Origin of the sequence: Flaviflexus massiliensis, from assembly GCF_001375495.1 — a bacterium.
GTDB lineage: Bacteria > Actinomycetota > Actinomycetes > Actinomycetales > Actinomycetaceae > Flaviflexus > Flaviflexus massiliensis.
Window position 1 is genome coordinate 331,946 of record NZ_LN831057.1, and the last position, 19,046, is coordinate 350,991.

A 19,046-nucleotide genomic window follows, 5' to 3' on the forward strand; every position below is an offset into this window, starting at 1 on the left:
TCAGGAAGGCGCGGGGCCCCCACCATCACGAGGAGACACCATGTCCGATCCCTACCGCATCTCCCTGTCCGATCTGCGTCACCAGGAGGGATCACAGGCCGATCTATCGCTCACCATTACCGAACCAGACTTCGCAACGGATCTTGTGAAAACTGAGGGTGACGTCGATATCGAGGGAACACTCCAATCGGTCTCCGAGGGCGTTCTTGTCACCGCCCACGCCACCTACGACACGGTTGCCGAGTGCGCACGATGCCTCAAGGTCGTGGAAGAACCGGGTGACGCTGACCTGACAGAACTGTTCTTCTACCCGAACAGGGCGAAGGCACTGCAGGAATCGGGTGATGAGGAAGCTGAAGAGCTCCCCCTCATCGAGGACGACACCATTAACCTGGAAGTCCTCCTCCGCGACACAATTGTGGGCCAGATGCCGTTCATTCCCCGTTGTGAACCTGATTGCCAGGGATTGTGCGGGGTGTGCGGAGAACGCCTGGCGGACCTTCCCGAGGATCACGCACACGAGCAGGCACCTACCGAACCGGATCCGCTCGACGAACTGCGCGCCAAACTCGTTGCCGAAGAGCGTGGCGAATGAGCCGCTCGAAAGGACTGCGGAAGGTCAATCCGCCCGCACGAACGGATCGGGACGCCCTCATCACCTCCTGGGGCGCCAAGGTCGATTCCGAGCTTCTTGAGCTTGCCCTCACCCACCGTTCCTGGGCATTTGAGAACGGGGGAGTGCCAACGAACGAGAGGCTAGAGCTTCTCGGCGACTCCGTGCTCTCCATCATCGTCACCGACCGCATCTACCACGATTATCCGAACATGTCCGAAGCGGACCTAGTTCCGATCCGTGCCGCTGCCGTTTCCGAGAAGCCACTTGCGGAGATCGCGAAGACCATCGGGCTGGATGAATTTATTCTCCTCGGCAACGGTGAGCTCGTCACCGATGGTAGGAACAAGCCGTCGATCCTCTCGGACACTCTCGAAGCACTCATCGGCGCCACCTACCTAACCTCGGGACTGGCTGAGGTGAGGGGAGTCGTGGAACGACTGACGATGCCCTACGTGAAAGAGGCAACCGAGGCGGGTCCAGCACTCGACTGGAAGACATCGATCCAGATGTTGGCGAACGACGGGAAGCTGGGGGACGTCAGCTACGAGATCGTTGGTTCCGGCCCCGACCACGCTCGCCAGTACGTTGCGACCGCGATGATTGGCGGGCGTGCATGGGGGAAGGGCGAAGGTACCTCGCGTGCCAAGGCCGAGATTGCTGCGGCTGAAGCCAGCTACGACATGCTTCAGAAAGAAATGAATGCCTGAGTTACCCGAGGTGGAGACGGTCCGAGAAGGACTGGAGCGGCTCCTCCTCGGCCGCACACTCGAACTCATTACGGTCCTGCACCCGCGTGCCGTTCAACGTTCCGAAGGGGGCGTGGCCGGGCTTGCTGGCTTGCATGGGAGAACCGTTGAAGCTGTCGCACGCCGAGGCAAGTACCTGTGGTTTGAGATGGAGGGGCTGGCCCTCCACTTCCATCTCGGCATGTCCGGGCAGCTCCTTGTCTCGAAGCCTGGCGCATCCGCACCCGATCATCCCCACTTGCGTGCCAGGCTGCACTTCACGGACGGTAGCCAGCTCCGGTTCCTCGACCAGCGCACGTTCGGATACATCCAGAGATCGTCCCTGACCCCGGTTCCCGATGGGGCGCCGGCCGGTCTTGGCACCACATCCACGCTGATCCCCATTCCCGTTTCCCACATCGCCCGTGACCTCCTCGACCCGGCACTGGACCTCGCCGACCTACCGAAACGGACGAGGAAGAAACGAACAGAGATCAAACGAGCAATGCTTGACCAGACTCTCGTGTCGGGACTGGGAAACATTTATTGCGACGAGGCACTGTTCCGTGCTCGCATCAATCCGCGCAGGAAAACCAACGGACTCCCGTATCTAGCCCTTGAGGATCTGTGGCTTCAGTCAACGGAAGTCTTGACCGAGGCTCTCGCCCAGGGCGGCACCTCCTTTGATGCTCTCTACGTGAACGTGAATGGTGCGTCGGGCTACTTCGAACGTTCCCTCCAAGCCTACGGCCGAGGTGGGCAAGCGTGCGTCCGGTGCGGGGCGACGATGACCAAAATCCAGTTCATGAACAGATCCTCAACCTTCTGCCCGGTCTGCCAGCCACTGTCTACCAGGACCTAAGGGTAGGTGCCGCCGTATTTCCCGTTGAGTACATGGTCGCAAGGCCCAAATCCTTGGCAACAACCGTAAAAGAACGGCATGCAACTGGCACCGCTAGGATAGAATACTCGTATGAGCGAAGTCAGGGATGATATCCATGTCATGATCATTGACGACCACGAAGTGGTCCGTCGCGGAATCTCCGAAGTCGTTGAGCGAGCCGAGGGCCTATCAGTTGTGGCTGAAGCTGGCTCCGTTGCGGAAGCAATGACGAGGGCGAAGGTTGTGAGGCCCGATGTGGCGCTCGTTGACCTGCGTCTTCCAGATGGTACCGGTATCGACATTATTCAGCAGCTCGCGATTGAAGTGCCCACGGTGCGCCCCATTGTCCTCACGTCCTTCGACGATGATGATGCGCTCGACGAGGCCCTCCAAGCCGGTGCCAAGGCCTACCTGCTGAAGTCAGTTCGTGGCGCTGAGATCACGGAAGTGATCAAGGCGGTTGCTGCCGGTCGCGTGCTGCTTGATGAGCGGACGCTCACGCGTCGCCGTGCCGATCATGACGATCCGACCGCGGATCTGACCCCATCAGAACGGAAGGTCTTGGACCTCATCGGTGAGGGCCTCTCCAACCGTGAGATCGGCGAACGTCTCGGCGTGGCTGAGAAGACCGTGAAGAATCACATCACGTCCCTGCTGTCGAAGATGGGTCTGCAACGCCGCACCCAGGTTGCTGCGTGGGTGGCCGGTCAGCGTGCGGCGGGATGGCGGGCACAGAACTAGCCCAACTCATTCCTTTCATTCCTTGCGGTGCGGGAACTGATGATCGCACCGTTCTGGGTAGCAGGCTTCCGGCTTGCTACCCATTTTCTTAACTGCAGCAGCACTCTATCCTCGCGACTGCGAACCTCGTCAATGCGATCCGATTCAATTCAAGCCACCTCACACTGTTCCCTGCCATTCTGACCAAGACCGCACGGATCATCACCGCCCCATGACTGGAGTCGTCTCGGTAGCGGCTTGAGAGCCGGAATCCTCAGTGGTGTGATTCGGAGAAGGGGTGCTAGGTGAGAGGAACCGACCAGGTCATGATGCTTCCACGGTCAGGTGCAGGCGAGATGGCGAACGAGCCGTGGTGGCGGCGGGCACGCGCAGCGAGATTCGACAGACCGGAACGACGTGACTGGGACGGGCTGAGGCCCACACCATCGTCTTCCACCATGATATCGACCGACTCGTGAGTGATAGCGACGGTGACCGCTACCGAGGAGGCCTTAGCGTGGCGAGCAGCATTTGACAGGCCCTCACGAGTGACGGCGACAATGTCGTCCGCAATATCGGCACCGACCCTGTTGTCGACGTTAGCAACCGTTTGTAGATCAACATCGGGAGGGAGAATAGTGCCGTCGAGGGAGATGACGAATGATGGGGCGAATCCGAGGGAGTTGCGAGCAAGGGAGGCTTCCCGGCGGAGTCGCTCCACTAGAACAACGGTGGCATCGGGTTCGCGCAGACGGTGAACGATGTGTCGGATTTCTTTCACGGACTCGTCAACGGAAGATATTGCTTGATTGAGGAGCGACACGATGGCCTCGTCAGCTCCCTTGCTTTCCAGGCCTTCCCTGATCGCGGTGATTTGCATTCCGGTGGCGAAGAGTTGCTGGATGGCAAGATCGTGGAGGTCGCGGGAAATTGCGGCACGTTCGTCGATCTGTGCCGCGACGTCCTGGGCGTGGCGGGCTGCCGCAAGCTCAAGGGCAAGTGCCGCCTGCTTGGAAACAGATTCGGCCATCGCCAAATCCGCCAAATCAAACTCTTCCTGGCTGCGTGAACGCAGAAGGATGATGACACCGGCACCGGTACCACCGACGATCATTGGGGCGTACAGTGCGGGGCCATAGCCGCGCAGTTCCGGGATCCTCATGGTTCGGGTGCGGGTCATCGAGTCGACGACAACACCGGAGCCTTCGCGGATCACGGTTTGGGCCCTGCCATCGGGTGGGAATTCCAGACCGATGAGTTCATCGGCATTGAGGCCGTCCGCAATCTCGCACACCCAGGCATCCCCGATCGAGGGGAGGACGATGAGGGAGGTACAGGACTTGGACACTTCCCTCATTTTCTTCGCAATGAGTTCGAGTGCCTCCTCCTCGTCGGTTCCCTCCAAAAGTGCCGTTGTGATTGATTGGGAGACCCCGATCCAGGCTGCTCGGTCTTCGGATTCGGAATAGAGGCGGGCGTTTTGTATGGCGACCGCGGCGGCGGATGCGAGGAGGGAAATGTTGGAGGCATCGTCTTCGTTGAAGCCGTTCTCCTTGTCCGCCAAATAGATCCGGCCAAAAACCTGCTCCTGGATGCGGACGGGGGCACCGAGGAAGTTCTTCATCCGCGGATGGTAGCTCGGCCACCCTTCGAACGCGGGATGGTTGGACAGGTCGTTGATGATGAGAGGGGAGTCGACGGGTATTTCCGCAAACACACCATTACCGTGGGGCGGGTGGGGCAGTTTGCTCGGATCCGGCACGTCCATCCCCGAATAGTGGAAGGCGACCGTTTCCCCTCGGCTACCGAGAATGCCGAGGGCAGCGAACTGGGCCCCGGTCAGCTTCCGTGCAGATTCGACGAACTCCTGGAGGGCGGCCGTGATGTTGAGCCGGGAAGTCAGTGCTAGCGCAGAATCAAACAGGCCGCCGTGGTCTTCGTCGTTCTGGGTGATCGCATATCCGATGGGATCGGTCATTGACTCTCCTGTACCGCCCACCTCAGCTCGGGGCTCGTTGCCATGAGATCGGCCAGTGTGCCGACCTCGATACCATTGTCGCTCAGATAAACAATCGTATCGACATTCTCCAGTCCGGTCAGTCGGTGCGTTACAACAATCATGCCCAGCTCTGACGCAAACAAGTCTGCCAGCAACCTGTCAGCAGTCTCCGGATCGAGGTGTTCGCCCGGTTCGTCGAGGGCAAGGATCGGGGCGTGAGAGGCGTGTGCTCGGGCGAGGAGGAGCCGGCGTCGCTCACCACCGGAAACCGTCGTTCCATCCACACCAAGAATCGTGTCAAGACCGTGCGGGAGCCGCTCCAACCAGTCACCGAGCCCGGCCCGAGCAATAGCATCGTGAGCCTCGGCTTCGGTCAGGTCACGACGCACCACCCGGAGGTTCTCCATGACGGTCGTGTGGAAGATGTGAGCGTCCTCATAATTGAGCAGGAGGACGCGCGAGACGGACTCGCGGTCAAGATCGTAGGCGGGAAGATTGCCTATCGTGGCGGAACCGGCATGCGGTGGAATGAGTCCCGCAAACGTGGCTAGCAGGGTCGACTTGCCGATCCCTGAGGGGCCAACGATCGCGATCTTGCTGCCCGGTGTGATCGTGAGATTGAACGGACCGGCAATATCCGGTCCTCCCGGCCATCCCACCACCAGGTCCCTGGCCGCCACGACCGGTTCGAGGTCGGTAGCGTTCTTTTTAGGTTGCGGCTCGTCCTCACCGAGGAGGTCGCTGATCCGTAGCGCGGCCTGACCGGACTGGACAAGTTCCTGGGCGGCCGGGCCGAGCGCCGCGGTGCCCTCGAATGCTGCGAGCGGAACAAGAACGCAGACGGCGAGCTCAATCCCGTTGATGATCCCCGCATCGAGCTGTCCCACACCGATGATGATGGCGGCGATGACCGACAAGCCAAGCGCAAGCGTATCGATTGCTGCGGCCCACGCGAGCGGCTTCGCGGATCTGTCGCGGTGGCCGCGGATCCGGGCTTCGGTTCGTTCGACCTCCGCCATCATCTCACCCAGCCGGCCCGACACTCGAAGCTCGCCTGCACCCTCGAGAACGGCCAGGGACAGTGCCGTCAGCTCCGCCTCATCATCCACCTGGTCGGCGCCTGCCCTGCGGGCGCTGATGCCGGACAGGACGGGCCCCACTACACCGGACAGGAGGAGGCAGAAGATGAGGGCAATGGCAATGGGAGGCGACAGCCACCAGACGATGCCGACCGAAATGAAGGCGGTGGTGAAGGCAATGCAGGCGGGCAGGATCGCCTTCACCACGGTGTCGCCGATCGTATCCACGTCCGCACCAGTCCGGGCGAGAAGGTCGCCCCTGCGTAAACCAGCGACCCGCGAATCGGTCGAATCGGCGAGGTGTGCATAGATATTGGTCCGCAGGTTCCCCATCCCCGCCAGGGCCACCCGGTGGGAGGCGAGGCGTTCCAGGTAGCGGAAGAGGGCTTTACCGATGCCGAACATGCGCACGGACGTGGCTGCGACGGACAGTTCGAGGACGGGCGGCATTTGGCTCGCGCGAGCAATGAGCCACGCGGAGACCGCGGACAGCGCGATCGCACTGCCGAGCCCGAGGGAACCAAAGAGGACCGACAGGAAGAACCGGCCCTTCTTGATGTCGAGCATGGCCAGCACCCTGCGGAGGGCGTGGCGTTCGTTCCGACCCAGAATCATGAGACCAGTTCCTTACTCGTCACGTGAATGACGCGATCTGCGATCTTGAGGAGGGAGTCGCGGTGGGCGATGACGAGAACGGTTTGCCCGCGTTCCTTGGCGGCCTGCACCGTTGCCAAGATCCGTGACTCTGATACGGCATCCAAATGCGCGGTTGGTTCGTCAAGGACCAGGAGGGGACGATCCTCGGTGAAGGCCCTCGTGAGGGCGAGCCGCTGGCGCTGCCCAAGCGACAGTCCGACACCGCCCTGACCGATAACCGTGTCCCAACCGCTCGGTAGATCAGCGAGAACCTCATCGAAGCCGGTTAATTCGGCTGCAGCACTGTCCTGTGAGCCCACGTTGTCGGCGACGGTTCCGGGGACGATGACGGGGCGCTGGGGAACCCAGGAGATCTGGGACCACCAGGAAGCGGGATCGATCGTTGACAGATCCGCACCACCGACCGTGACAGTGCCCGTCGTGGGGGTGTGGAGTCCGAGAATGAGGGAGACGGCGGTTGACTTGCCGGCACCGGACGGTCCCGCGAGGGCCGTGATCAGGCCGGGTTCGATTGTCGCACTGAGGTTGGCGGGGGCAAGGACGCCGCGTCCTTCGGCCTCCACGGACACATCGAGGAGCTTGATGGGGGAGGTGGGCACGGGCGGTGCGGGAGTTTTGCCGGGCTCGGACACGGGAGTTTCGATGATCTCAATCGCCTGCTCGGCCGCAGCCAGACCATCCGTCGATGCGTGGTACTGGGAGCCCACCTCCCGCAGGGGCTTGAAGATCTCGGGAGTCAGCATGATGATGATGAGCCCCGTGGTCAGATCAAGGTGACCGTAGACCATGCGGAAGCCAACCTCGACTGCAACGAGAGCGGTCGACAGGGTGGCAAGAAACTCGAGGACAGAGCCCGACAGGAAGGCGATACGGAGTGATTCCATCGTTGTCTTCGTGTAGGACTCACCAAGGTCATTGATGCGCTTTTTCGGCCCCTGCTCGCGGCCGAGGGCCTTGAGCGTCGGCAGGCCTGCCAGCAGGTCGAGAACCTGCCCGCCAAGAGACTCCATCGCCGCCAGCTTCCGCTGCGACGTCGACTCCGTCATCTTCCCAATGAGGATCATGAAGATGGGGATGATGGGGATGCAGAAGACAACGATGAGAGCGGACGGCCAATCAAGCAGCAGGACGACAAGGAGGGAAGCGGGGGTGACGGTCGCGGTGAGAAGCAGTTGGGGCAGGTACTTCACAAAGTAGGGTTCGAGATCTTCCAATCCCCGGATCGCAAACGTCGCGATCGAGCTCGTGCGTGACGCAAGCCAGCGCGGCCCGAGCGCCCCCGCCCGGGTCAGGACGTTTTCCCGCAGTGTTGCGATCGTTGCGAGAGCAGCTCGATGTCCGAAGGATTCTTGCACCCACGTGACGAGAATGCGGCCCAGGACGACAAGTGCAAGCATGCCCACGTACGGCAGAGCATCCTCCAGACCCGCCCTACCGCCGATGGCGGGGGAGATCGCGTAGGAGATGAGGAAGCACTGGGCGATGATGAGCGCTGCTGACAGGAATCCCGTGAGGGTGACGAGCAGAACGTAGCGCCGTGCCGGGGATGCGTGGGACAGCAGTTTGGGATCCAGGGGTTTCACAACCACAACCTTAGAGAAAAGAAAGAGGTGGGCGCGGCCAGAGCCGCGCCCACCAGTCGTGCTACTAGCGTGCGTTATCCATCTGGATTGGCAGGCCTGCAGGAGTGTCAGGAATATCGTCGACGTGCAGTCGCTTCGAAAATACCTTATAGGACCAGATCGAGTATCCGATGATGATCGGTACGAGAATGAGTGCCGCCACCGACATGATGATCTGGGTTGGGCCAGTCGCGGACGCTTCACTAATGGTCAGGGAGTAGGCGGGATCGATGGAGGACTTCATGACGTTGGGAGCCATGGCGGTGAAGATGAACGCCACCGCGGCCGCGATTGCAATGAAGTTGGCGACGAAGGCACGCTTCTCGTCTGCTCGCTGCGTGAACAACACGGTCAGGACCAGGCAGATCGCGGAGATGCCGAGCGGCAGCCACGACCAGGCACCTGTCGCGTAGGCAAGCTGAGCCCAGATTGCCCACACGGCCGTGATGAGGAGGGAAGCGATGGAGAGGCGGGCCGCGAGCTTCTTCGTCCGTTCGTGAATATCACCGGAGGTCTTGAGCGCCATGAAGACCGCACCGTGGGTGAGGAACAGGCTGAGGGTGACAAGGCCACCGAGGATCGTGAACGGTGTGAGCAGGGAGAAGAACCCGCCCGTCAGGTGGTGCGTGTAGCTTGCGGCTTCCGCAACAGTTGCCGACTCAACCGCGGCGGGTGAGACGACCTCGAAGGTCTGCGTCGCGGGATCGGTGATGTGCAGGACCTCAATCTCCATCCCCTGCACGAGGTTCGCGAACGCGACACCCCAGAGGATCGAGACGAGCCAGGCAGATCCGGTGTGGATAATGTCCCAGCGCTTACGCCACACGTCGGAGTTGATCTTGCCACGCCATTCGAGCGCGCAGATGCGGACAATGAGGAGCAGCAGGACGAGGAGGAGTGCGAGGTACATGCCCGAGAACATGGTTGCGTACCATTCCGGGAAGGCAGCGAACATCGCGCCACCTGCTGTCAGCAGCCAGACCTCGTTACCGTCCCAGTGAGGGCCGATCGTGTTGAGCGCGACGCGGCGCTCCTTTTCGCCCTTCGATACGAGTGGGAACAGCATGCCGACACCGAAGTCGAATCCTTCGAGGGTCAGGTACCCAACCCAGAGGACAGCGATGAGAATGAACCAGAGTACGGGAAGAAAATCCATGATGTCTCCTAGTAGATGAAGCTCAGCGGCTGGTTTTCGTCATCGGGATGCGGTGCCTTCTCCGTCGTCAGGTCGATTCCCTCTAGCGTGTACCGCCGAACGAGGAAGAACCACACGACACCGAGCGCTGCATAGAGCAGGGTGAAGGCGATGAGCGAGGTGAGGACCGCGCCGGGGCTCGTTGTTTGCGAGACACCGTAATCGGTGAGTAGCAGGACGTTGTCGACACCCGTCGGGTTCGGTGCCACCACCCAGGGCTGGCGACCCATCTCGGTAAAGATCCAACCGAAGGAGGAGGCAATGAAGGGCATGGGGATTGTGACGAGCGCAAACTTCTGCCACAGGGGCGACTCCCAAATGCGGTCCTTGCGGGTGTACCAGAGCCCAGCAAGAGCAAGGATCACGGGGAACACGATCGGACCGATCATGAGGCGGAACGAATAGTAGGTGACGACGAGGTTCGGACGGTAGTCGTAGTCCTCACCGAACTGGTCCGCGTACTTTTCTTGGTAGTAGGCCTGGACCGAGTCCACGCCAGCAACCTCGGACTCGGGGCCCGTGAAGTGGTTGGTTGCCATGAACGAGGTCACGAAGGGGATGTCGATAATGCGAACGACGTTGTCACAGTCGTTTGTAAAGTCACCGATTGCGAGAATGGACAGGGGGGCGCTCTCTTCTGTGTGGCACTGTGCTTCGGCGGATGCCATCTTCATCGGCTGCTGCTCGTACATGAGCTGACCCTGGTAGTGGCCTGACAGGGCAACACCGGCGGACGCAATGAGGATCGTAACGAAGCCGAAACGGGCGGCCGAACGCCACATCTCGGGCTGGCCTTCAATATTCTGCTTCGAGGAACGCACCATCCACCAGACAGAGATGCCTGCCACGACGGTGCCCGCCACGAGGAACGCGGCCGTCACGGTGTGCGAGGTTGCGGCAATCGCCGTGTTGTTTGTCAAGACTTCGAGGAAGCCACCAACACCGTCGAGTTCGGCGCGGCCCGTCTCCTCATTGTAGATCGCACCAACAGGGTGCTGCATCCACGAGTTTGCGCAGAGAATGAAGTAGGCGGACAGGTTAACGCCGATAGCCACCATCCAGATGCACAGGGTGTTGAGCTTCGCGCTCATCCGTCCCTTGCCAAAGACCCACAGGCCAAGGAAGGTCGACTCGAGGAAGAACGCCATGAGCGCCTCGAAGGCGAGCGGAGCACCAAAAATATCTCCCACGAAACGGGAGTACTCCGACCAGTTCATGCCGAACTGGAACTCTTGGACGATGCCGGTGGCAACACCGAGAGCAAAGTTAATAATGAGAATCTTGCCGAAGAATTCGGCTAATTTCAGCCACTTCTCTTCGCCTGAACGCAGCCACTTGGTTTGCATGATGGCAACCAGTGGTGCGAGGCCAATCGTCAGTGGGACAAGGATAAAGTGGTAGACGGTGGTAATACCGAATTGCCACCGTGCGAGGTCGAGCGCTTCCACCTACATCCCCTTCCTTTTCAGTAATAGATGGCATAAATTTATGCCCTCAGCCCATTCGAGCATAGGACCAAAGTCCTGTTTTAAGACACTGTGTCATATAAAAACTTTAGATCTTTGACACGGCGCGGATTAGGTCGCCTCCCTTGATCAGTTGTTGATCTCCTCACCAAGTCAATCACCTTGCGGGCCTCTCGCGGCGTACACCTGCGCAAATGTCTCATTTGGATTTAAAGAGGTGGGTGATGGTGCGCCGCTAGGTTCGTCAAAGTGGCCAAATTTCAGGTGCACGACAGGTGTCTGGAAACGTGCTGGTCCCGTGCCGGCAATCCTGCACCCTTCTTTCCGTTCACCCGCGGTGCCATTCAGACAGGTGGGTATGAATCGAAAAAGAACGGACTTCCGTGCCCGCCTCTTCATGTCCGCTCACGCCGGCTGGTGGAAAGTATGAGAGAATTGCACGGAGCTTGACGGGCACGAGCCGTGAAGTGACTGCTGTTTGAGTGTGCGCCACCGCCGGTGTGCTGCCCGAGAACGATGCAGCTGAAGACTTCCGCCACAGCGGCGATTCACGTGGGAAGTGTTCCGTGCGACCTTCCCGGACAGGAGTTCTCATGGCCGAAGAACAGGCCGAAAACAACGCAGCGCCAAAGCGCGCCCTACCCGCAACCTACCTACTTTTCCAGGAACCGGACCCCAGCACCGCAATTCGACGCAGCGCACCCGAACCGGTCCGCCACGATGACGACGAGGACGAGCGTAAGCCCCGCAGAAGAGGATCGCGTGGCCGCGGACGCTCAAACGACAACCCAGACAGCTCCGACAATACCGACAGCACTGAAAGCAATGAGCAGTCGGATCAGTCGGATGATCACGGTGACTCCTCCGAACGGCACGAAGAAAGCAGTAACCAGCAGTCCCGTACCAGGACCCGGTCACGCTCGCGCAGGCAGACAGCCTCGTCCGATTCTGATGAATCTGGCTCGCAGGATGATCGTTCAGACTCTGACGACACCGACGGCTCCGGCAACACCGACCGTTCCGCTCGCGCCAATAGGAACACTGGCTCCGCGAATGCAAACAGGTCAGATGACAACGATTCCTCGGGCAGTGACGAGAGTGACGATCACGACTCGGTAGAAGAAGGGGTGACGACGAGGCGTCGCCGCCGTCGCCGCTCCACCTCCTCTGATGAAGTGACGGCACTCAAGGGGTCGACGCGACTGGAGGCGAAGCGCCAGAGACGGAAGGACGGCCGCGAGGCCGGACGCCGCCGCACCACGATCACCGAATCGGAGTTCCTCGCACGCCGCGAATCCGTCAATCGAAAGATGCTCGTACGCGAGCAGGACGGTCTCAACCAGATTGCCGTTCTCGAGGATGACATCTTGGTCGAACACTACGTGGCCCGCCACACCCAGGTGTCGATGGTTGGCAACGTCTACCTCGGCCGCGTCCAGAACGTACTGCCCTCAATGGAAGCCGCCTTCGTTGACATCGGTAAGGGACGCAACGCCGTTCTCTACGCGGGTGAGGTGAACTGGGAGGCCGCAGGCCTCGAAGGCAAGCCCCGCCGCATCGAATCCGCCCTTAAGTCCGGCGAAACCGTTCTCGTTCAGGTCACGAAGGACCCGATCGGGCACAAGGGTGCGCGCCTAACCGCGCAAATCACCCTCGCCGGTCGCCACCTCGTTCTCGTGCCCTCGGGCGCCATGACCGGTATTTCCCGCAAGCTCCCCGAGCGGGAGCGTCAGCGCCTGAAGAAGCTTTTGAAGGAACTGGTTCCCGATGAGCACGGCGTGATCGTTCGGACCGCTGCCGAGGGTGCTACGGAGGAGCAGCTCCGTAAGGATATTGAGCGACTGACCAAGAAGTGGGCCGAGATTCAGGAGAAGTCCGATTCCGCCAAGTCCGCCCCAGTCCTCCTCAAGGGCGAACCGGAGTTGGCTGTTCGCGTGGTCCGTGACGTCTTCAACGAAGACTTTGAATCCCTCCACGTGCAGGGCAACAACACGTACTCCACCATCAAGGAATACGTTCACGAACTGTCGCCCGAACTCGATGAGCGGGTCCACAAGTGGGTTGATCGCAAGGACATCTTCACCGATGCTCGCGTCGATGAACAGCTGGCGAAGGCCATGGACCGCAAGGTGTATCTGCCCTCGGGCGGCTCTCTTGTCATCGATCGTACGGAAGCCATGACGGTTGTTGACGTCAACACGGGACGCTTCACGGGAACCGGTGGCACCCTCGAAGAGACGGTCACGAAGAACAACCTCGAGGCCGCCGAAGAGATCGTCCGTCAGCTGCGCCTGCGCGACATCGGTGGCATCATCGTCATCGACTTCATTGACATGGTTCTCGAATCTAACCGCGACCTCGTGCTACGCCGCCTCATCGAGTGCCTGGGCCGGGACCGTACCCGCCACCAGGTAGCCGAAGTGACCTCCCTCGGTCTCGTCCAAATGACCCGTAAGAGGGTCGGGCAGGGCCTCGTGGAAGCCTTCTCGAGCACCTGTGAACACTGCGATGGGCGCGGCTACCACATCCACACGAACCCGGTAGAAAAGGGCGATGCCTCCAAGCAGGTGCAGCAGCAGCCCCAGAAGCAGGACAAGCCTGCTCCCGCACCGCAGGAAGATGATTCTGCCAAGCGGGAGGAAGTGAAGTCCGCTCTCGCCTCAATCGCTGCGGCTGCCGCTCAGAGTCACCAGGACAGTGAGAAACAGGACGACCAGTCGGCGAAGAAGCAAACCGCTAGCGGCGACTCTTCTTCGACCGAGGACAAGTCCGGCACTTCCACGCGCGGGGGTAAGGGCTCCGGTCACGGACGAAATGGAAAGAACGGTCGCTCGCGCTCGCAGTCACGCAAGACCTCGAACCAGTCGAAGTCGGATGCGGGCCACGAGATTCCGGACCTGAGCGAAGACCTGTCAAAGCTGGCAGCGGATGCATCGAGCAAGCCCGCCACGAAGGCGGTCTCGGGCAAGATTGAGTTCGGCAACGACACGGCGAACGTCCCCGCACATGTTGACGAACTTTCCGGTAATTCCACAGCATCAACGGGAGTGAGTGAGAAGGACCAGCAGGCTACGAGCACCGCACCCGCGGCAGAGCGGAAGTCCCGTCGCGCATCCTCAACGGGAACGATCACCACGTCCTCGGCAAGCCCCATTATCGTCACCGAGAAGCCCGCCCCCGCGGCCCCGGCGGTGAAGAAGGACAAGCCGAAGCCTGTACCGAAGGTTGTGGAGGCGAAGGTGGAGGATGAGAACCGGAAGACCCGACGTTCCGCCTCCTCGGGTACGATCATTCCCAAGTCATCCACGCCCGCGATCATGACCTTCCCAGCGAAGTAGTGCTGAAAAACACAGCCAATCGCCCTGACTTTCGCAGTTTCGGGCTTGGCTGGAAGAAACCGAATAAAGTAGTATGGGACGTCGGTGCCTAACCCGGGCACAAGACTTTAATGTCCGCATACGTCAACCAGAGATGAGCAACAACGTGGCTTACGCGATTGTCAAGGCTGGCGGCCGCCAGGAAAAGGTGTCCGTCGGCTCCATTGTCGTCATGAATAAGATCGAGGGCGAGGCCGGTGACAAGGTCGAGCTCGACCCGATCCTGCTTGTCGATGGCGATAAGGTCACCACGTCTGCGGACGGGATTTCCGCAACGGTGACCGCTGAAATCGTCCGTGCCGAAAAGGGCCCGAAGATCGACATCATTAAGTACAAGAACAAGACGGGGTACCGCAAGCGCCAGGGTCACCGCCAGCAGCTGACCCGCGTGAAGATCACCTCGATCGCCTGAGTAAAGAAGGACCTGAACTATGGCAACCAAGAAGGGTGCATCCTCAACGCGCAACGGCCGCGACTCTAACGCACAGCGCCTCGGCGTGAAGCGTTTCGGTGGTCAGCTCGTTTCCGCCGGCGAGATCCTCGTCCGCCAGCGCGGCACCAAGTTCCACCCCGGCAACAATGTCGGACGCGGCAAGGACGACACACTGTTCGCACTTTCCGCTGGCACCGTTGAATTCGGTGTCCGTCGCGACCGCAAGGTCGTCGACATCGTTCCGGTTTCCGCCTGAACTAGTATGTAGGGGAGGGGTGGACGGCACTGCCGTCCACCCCTCCTGTCATTTTATTTGGAGGTTACGGTGGCGAGTTTCGTTGACAGGGTCGTCCTGCACGCAAAGGCAGGGAACGGCGGCAACGGCTGTGTGTCCGTTCGTCGTGAAAAGTTCAAGCCCCTTGGCGGCCCCGATGGTGCCAATGGCGGCAATGGTGGCGACATTATTCTTCGGGTTGACCCGCAGGTCACGACTCTCTTGAGCTATCACCGTTCTCCTCACCAGAGTGCCGCGTCTGGCAAACCGGGTGAAGGTGACCTGAGGATCGGCAAAAGCGGCGAGGACCTCGTTCTTGGTGTGCCGTCCGGCACGGTCGTGAAGTCGATGAACGGGGATGTGCTGGCCGACCTGGTCGGTGCAGGTGCCGAATATCTGCTTGCGCAGGGTGGTCAGGGTGGCCTCGGCAATGCTGCTCTTGCCTCCCCGAAGCGTAAGGCCCCCGGTTTCGCTCTCCTGGGTGACCAGGGTGATGAGATCGATGTCGTACTCGAATTGAAGTCCGTGGCCGATGTAGCTCTGGTGGGCTTCCCGTCCGCAGGCAAGTCCTCTCTCATCGCCGCCATGTCCGCTGCTAGGCCCAAGATTGCGGACTACCCCTTTACGACCCTCATCCCCAATCTCGGTGTCGTGGATGCTGAGGGGGTGCGATACACGATCGCTGATGTGCCCGGACTGATTCCCGGGGCGTCGGAAGGTCGTGGCTTGGGGCTTGAGTTCCTTCGCCACATCGAACGCTGCGCTGTGATTGTCCACGTGCTTGACTGCGCCACACTCGAACCGGGCCGGGACCCGATTACGGACCTGGAAACGATCGAGAACGAGCTCGAGGTTTACTCCCAGCAGATCCCGCCCACCCACGGTCATGAGCCGCTCATGGATCGCCCCCGCATCGTCGTCCTCAACAAGGCCGATGTTCCGGAAGCGAAGGAACTGGCAGAGTTCGTGGCGGAAGAAATTGGCGATAAGTACCCGACCTACGTTGTGTCCGCCGTGTCCCACGAGGGACTGAGGGAGCTGTCGTTCGCTTTCGCAAGGACCGTGACGAAGGTGCGTGCCAACCAGCCCGAGGAGGAGCCCGCACCGATCGTGCTACGTCCCACCCCGCGCGGCGCACGGAACGAATTCCACATTAATCGCCTCGGTGGTAGCCAGGGCACGTTTTACCAGATCATTGGCGACAAGCCGGAGCGCTGGGTTCGTCAAACGAACTTCGACAACGATGAGGCCGTGGGCTACCTCGCTGACAGGCTTGCGAAGCTCGGTGTTGAAGACGCCCTCGTCAAGGAAGGTGCCCTCGCCGGGGATACTGTAGTCATTGGTGAGATTGATGGGGGAGTCGTGTTCGACTGGGAGCCGACCATGGCGACCGGTGCTGAACTGCTCGGCCCGCGCGGCACCGACCTGCGCTTCGACGATGTTTCCCGGCCCTCCCGTAAGGAGAAGCGCGAGGCCTTCTACGAGAAGATGGACGCGAAGGAGGCGGCTCGTCAGGAACTGTGGATGGAGCGTGAGTCCGGAGTCTGGACCGACCCGGAGGAACAGTGACCAGCGGAACCGACAAGAGGGGACTTGCCAACAGGTCGCTCGTCCCCAGCGCCCCCAAGTTCGTTGTCAAGGTTGGTTCCTCATCCCTGACTCTGTCCGATGGCACGCTCAACCACGAGCAACTCCAGTCACTGTCGGAGACCCTGGCTGAGGCCTATCGGCGGGACCAGCGCTTCGCGCTCGTCTCATCGGGTGCGGTGGCAGCCGGTGTCGGTAGCCTCGGTATCACATCCCGCCCCACGGACATGTCCGGACTTCAGGCCGCCGCCATGGTCGGACAGACGAAGCTCATGGCCGAATATAGTGAACGTTTCGCGGCTCACGGCATCGGCATTGGACAGGTCCTGCTCACGGCCGATGATGTGATCCGTCGCAATCACTACCGCAATGCTCGACTGGCTCTCGACAAGCTCCTCACCATGGGAATTGTTCCAATCGTCAATGAGAACGATGCCGTGGCAACGACGGAGCTACGACTGGGGGATAATGACCGACTTGCCGCACTCATCGCCCACCTGATCGATGCGGACTTCCTGCTTCTCCTGACGGACGTTGATGCGCTCTATTCCGGCCCGCCCAAGGAGCCCGGCTCACGCCGCATCCCCTTCGTTGGCGACATGTCCGAACTGCAGAAGTATTCAATCACCGGGCGAGGCAGCTCGTTTGGTACGGGTGGCATGGCAACGAAGGTGACGGCGGCCCGCATGGCCACCGCTTTCGGAATCCCCACGATCGTCACTTCCGCTGACAACCTCGGGAAGGCTCTCGCTGGAGAACCGGTCGGCACCTGGTTTGCGACAACCGGCAATAAGTCGAATGCGAGGGCTTTGTGGATCGCTCACGCAGCTCAGTCGTCGGGACAGGTTCGTCTCGATGCTGGTGCGGTCACAGCCCTTGAATCCGGAGGGAACTCGCTTCTCGCTGTTGGTATCACCGATGTTGTCGGCACCTTTGACCCAGGCGACCCCATCGACATTATTGGGCCCGGCGGTAATTTGGTTGCTCGTGGACTCGCCGGATGGGATTCGGAGCGCCTGCGCGGCTCCGCCGGTGTGGCGGGAGCGGGCCGTCCCGCGGTGCACGTCGACGACATGGTGCTCATGCGTCAATAGCGTTGCTTCACTATCCTCACTCACCGGGATTTCCACACGTAACCACGTAGATACCCCGGTGAGTTAGAGTCGCGGGATAGGTCATTTGCGGATGAACCCGTTTGGTGTTGTAGGCCTGATTGGTACCTAGGAGCTGACCTTCTTCTAGATCTATTCGGTACCTCGACCATTGGGCGAGCGAAAATTCCTATATGCTCAAGTTGAGCGCCGATGGCCTTGCTCCGATTCTGCTTGTTTGGTCGAATTGTCATGGCCGACTGAGGAATGGTGGGCAAATGGGGTGGTGACGGTGGGTTTTTCACAGCTAGTTATGATGGGAAAATTGTGAACCGTCCTGGGTTTTGTTCCGTCCTGTGATGAGAGGATGGAACTATGCCAAGTAAGTACCCTCAATCGTTTAAAGACCGCGCGACGCGTATGGTGTTTGATCGATTAGAAGATGATGATGCGCCAAGTCGCTATGTGGTGATTCGTGAGACCGCGCCGAAGCTGAGTATCGCAACCGAGACGTTGCGCCGATGGGTGGAACAGGCCGAGGTTGATACCGACAAGAAGTCGGGAGTGTCTACGGATGCGCAGGAGCAAATCCGGAAGCTCAAACGCGAGAACGCCGAGCTGCGCCGGGCCAATGAGATCCTCAAGACGGCGTCAGCTTTTTTCGCAGCGGAGCTCGACCGCCCCACGACGAGATGATTGCTTACATTGACATGTTCAGGGATCGTTTCGGAGTCGAGTCCATCTGTCGCGTGTTGGGTGCGACAGACCGTGGGTTTATCACCTCACGCGGGTACCGGGCAGCCAAGACACGACCAGCCAGTCAGCGCGCGCAACGCGATGCGGCGTTGATTCCGGTGGTCAAAGAGTTGCACCAGGCTAATTATGGGGTCTATGGGGTGCGCAAAATGTGGCATGCCATGACCCGTGCTGGGTGGGATGTGGGCCGCGACCAAGTCGCCCGGCTGATGCGCCTGGCCGGAATCCGCGGTGTCGTTCGTGGCCGGAAGCCACGCACGACGAGCCCAGCGAAGGTGCCAGATCACCGGCCGGATCTGGTCAATCGGAACTTCAAGGTGAATGCACCGCATCAGCTGTGGGTTGCTGATATTACCTATGTGCGCACGACCAGCGGATTTTGCTATACCGCGTTTGTCACCGATGCATTCAGTCGCAAAATTGTTGGCTGGGCGACTCGGACCACGATGCGCACCGATGCGCTGCCGTTGGAAGCGTTGGAACACGCGTTGCTCAGCGCCAAGGGCCAAGCGCTTGAAGGATTAGTTCATCACAGCGATCGAGGGTCGCAAGGTGGATTCAATTGA

General features: G+C 60.4%; 16 protein-coding genes. 11 read left to right on the plus strand and 5 right to left on the minus strand.

Annotated elements, in window-relative coordinates; translation table 11 throughout:
• Nucleotides 1-40: 40 nt before the first annotated feature.
• The 4 genes from BN1241_RS03070 (at nucleotide 41) to BN1241_RS03085 (ending at nucleotide 2,965) form a co-directional block, all read left to right on the plus strand.
• Complete coding sequence (locus BN1241_RS03070; RefSeq protein ID WP_054952237.1) at nucleotides 41-595, plus strand: YceD family protein; 555 nt, start codon at nucleotides 41-43, stop codon at nucleotides 593-595.
• On the plus strand, nucleotides 592-1,323 hold the full coding sequence (gene rnc / locus BN1241_RS03075; RefSeq protein WP_054952238.1) for a ribonuclease III: 732 nt from the start codon (nucleotides 592-594) through the stop codon (nucleotides 1,321-1,323). The genes BN1241_RS03070 and rnc overlap by 4 nt, the downstream gene beginning before the upstream one ends.
• On the plus strand, nucleotides 1,316-2,203 hold the full coding sequence (mutM, locus tag BN1241_RS03080; protein ID WP_054952239.1) for a bifunctional DNA-formamidopyrimidine glycosylase/DNA-(apurinic or apyrimidinic site) lyase: 888 nt from the start codon (nucleotides 1,316-1,318) through the stop codon (nucleotides 2,201-2,203). The genes rnc and mutM overlap by 8 nt, the downstream gene beginning before the upstream one ends.
• Before the next feature lie 141 nt (nucleotides 2,204-2,344).
• Complete coding sequence (locus tag BN1241_RS03085) at nucleotides 2,345-2,965, plus strand: response regulator (protein ID WP_452124446.1); 621 nt, start codon at nucleotides 2,345-2,347, stop codon at nucleotides 2,963-2,965.
• A 280-nt stretch (nucleotides 2,966-3,245) separates the two neighbouring features.
• Here the strand turns inward: BN1241_RS03085 and BN1241_RS03090 are convergent, their stop codons facing one another.
• The 5 genes from BN1241_RS03090 to BN1241_RS03110 all read right to left on the minus strand — a co-directional run bounded on the left by BN1241_RS03090 (nucleotide 3,246) and on the right by BN1241_RS03110 (nucleotide 10,944).
• Complete coding sequence (locus BN1241_RS03090; RefSeq protein WP_077138248.1) at nucleotides 3,246-4,922, minus strand: GAF domain-containing sensor histidine kinase; 1,677 nt, start codon at nucleotides 4,920-4,922, stop codon at nucleotides 3,246-3,248.
• Nucleotides 4,919-6,637 carry a thiol reductant ABC exporter subunit CydC gene (gene cydC, locus BN1241_RS03095; protein ID WP_054952241.1) on the minus strand — a complete coding sequence of 573 codons (1,719 nt, stop codon included), beginning with the start codon at nucleotides 6,635-6,637 and terminating at the stop codon, nucleotides 4,919-4,921. The genes BN1241_RS03090 and cydC overlap by 4 nt, the downstream gene beginning before the upstream one ends.
• Entirely contained in the window at nucleotides 6,634-8,262 is a 1,629-nt protein-coding gene (cydD, locus tag BN1241_RS03100) for a thiol reductant ABC exporter subunit CydD (protein WP_054952242.1), read from the minus strand. Before cydD ends, cydC begins: the two co-directional genes overlap by 4 nt.
• 64 nt (nucleotides 8,263-8,326) lie before the next feature.
• Entirely contained in the window at nucleotides 8,327-9,457 is a 1,131-nt protein-coding gene (gene cydB / locus BN1241_RS03105) for a cytochrome d ubiquinol oxidase subunit II (RefSeq protein WP_054952243.1), read from the minus strand.
• Between the two features lie 8 nt (nucleotides 9,458-9,465).
• Nucleotides 9,466-10,944 carry a cytochrome ubiquinol oxidase subunit I gene (locus BN1241_RS03110; protein WP_054952244.1) on the minus strand — a complete coding sequence of 493 codons (1,479 nt, stop codon included), beginning with the start codon at nucleotides 10,942-10,944 and terminating at the stop codon, nucleotides 9,466-9,468.
• A 611-nt stretch (nucleotides 10,945-11,555) separates the two neighbouring features.
• Here BN1241_RS03110 and BN1241_RS12195 point away from each other — a divergent pair.
• The 7 genes from BN1241_RS12195 to BN1241_RS03145 all read left to right on the plus strand — a co-directional run bounded on the left by BN1241_RS12195 (nucleotide 11,556) and on the right by BN1241_RS03145 (nucleotide 19,046).
• Nucleotides 11,556-14,300, plus strand: coding sequence for an Rne/Rng family ribonuclease (locus BN1241_RS12195; protein ID WP_077138249.1), 2,745 nt, complete (start codon nucleotides 11,556-11,558; stop codon nucleotides 14,298-14,300).
• Between the two features lie 133 nt (nucleotides 14,301-14,433).
• Nucleotides 14,434-14,751, plus strand: coding sequence for a 50S ribosomal protein L21 (rplU, locus tag BN1241_RS03120; RefSeq protein ID WP_077138250.1), 318 nt, complete (start codon nucleotides 14,434-14,436; stop codon nucleotides 14,749-14,751).
• 19 nt (nucleotides 14,752-14,770) lie between these two features.
• Nucleotides 14,771-15,028 (plus strand): 50S ribosomal protein L27, encoded by a 258-nt coding sequence (gene rpmA / locus BN1241_RS03125; protein ID WP_054952246.1) that lies wholly within the window; start codon nucleotides 14,771-14,773, stop codon nucleotides 15,026-15,028.
• Nucleotides 15,029-15,097: 69 nt separating this feature from the next.
• Nucleotides 15,098-16,615, plus strand: a complete 1,518-nt coding sequence (gene obgE, locus BN1241_RS03130; RefSeq protein ID WP_054952247.1) for a GTPase ObgE — start codon at nucleotides 15,098-15,100, stop codon at nucleotides 16,613-16,615.
• On the plus strand, nucleotides 16,612-17,727 hold the full coding sequence (gene proB / locus BN1241_RS03135) for a glutamate 5-kinase (protein WP_054952248.1): 1,116 nt from the start codon (nucleotides 16,612-16,614) through the stop codon (nucleotides 17,725-17,727). Before obgE ends, proB begins: the two co-directional genes overlap by 4 nt.
• A 372-nt stretch (nucleotides 17,728-18,099) precedes the next feature.
• Nucleotides 18,100-18,420 (plus strand): transposase, encoded by a 321-nt coding sequence (locus tag BN1241_RS03140; protein WP_054951752.1) that lies wholly within the window; start codon nucleotides 18,100-18,102, stop codon nucleotides 18,418-18,420.
• Nucleotides 18,417-19,046, plus strand: coding sequence for an IS3 family transposase (locus tag BN1241_RS03145; RefSeq protein WP_077138251.1), 630 nt, complete (start codon nucleotides 18,417-18,419; stop codon nucleotides 19,044-19,046). The genes BN1241_RS03140 and BN1241_RS03145 overlap by 4 nt, the downstream gene beginning before the upstream one ends.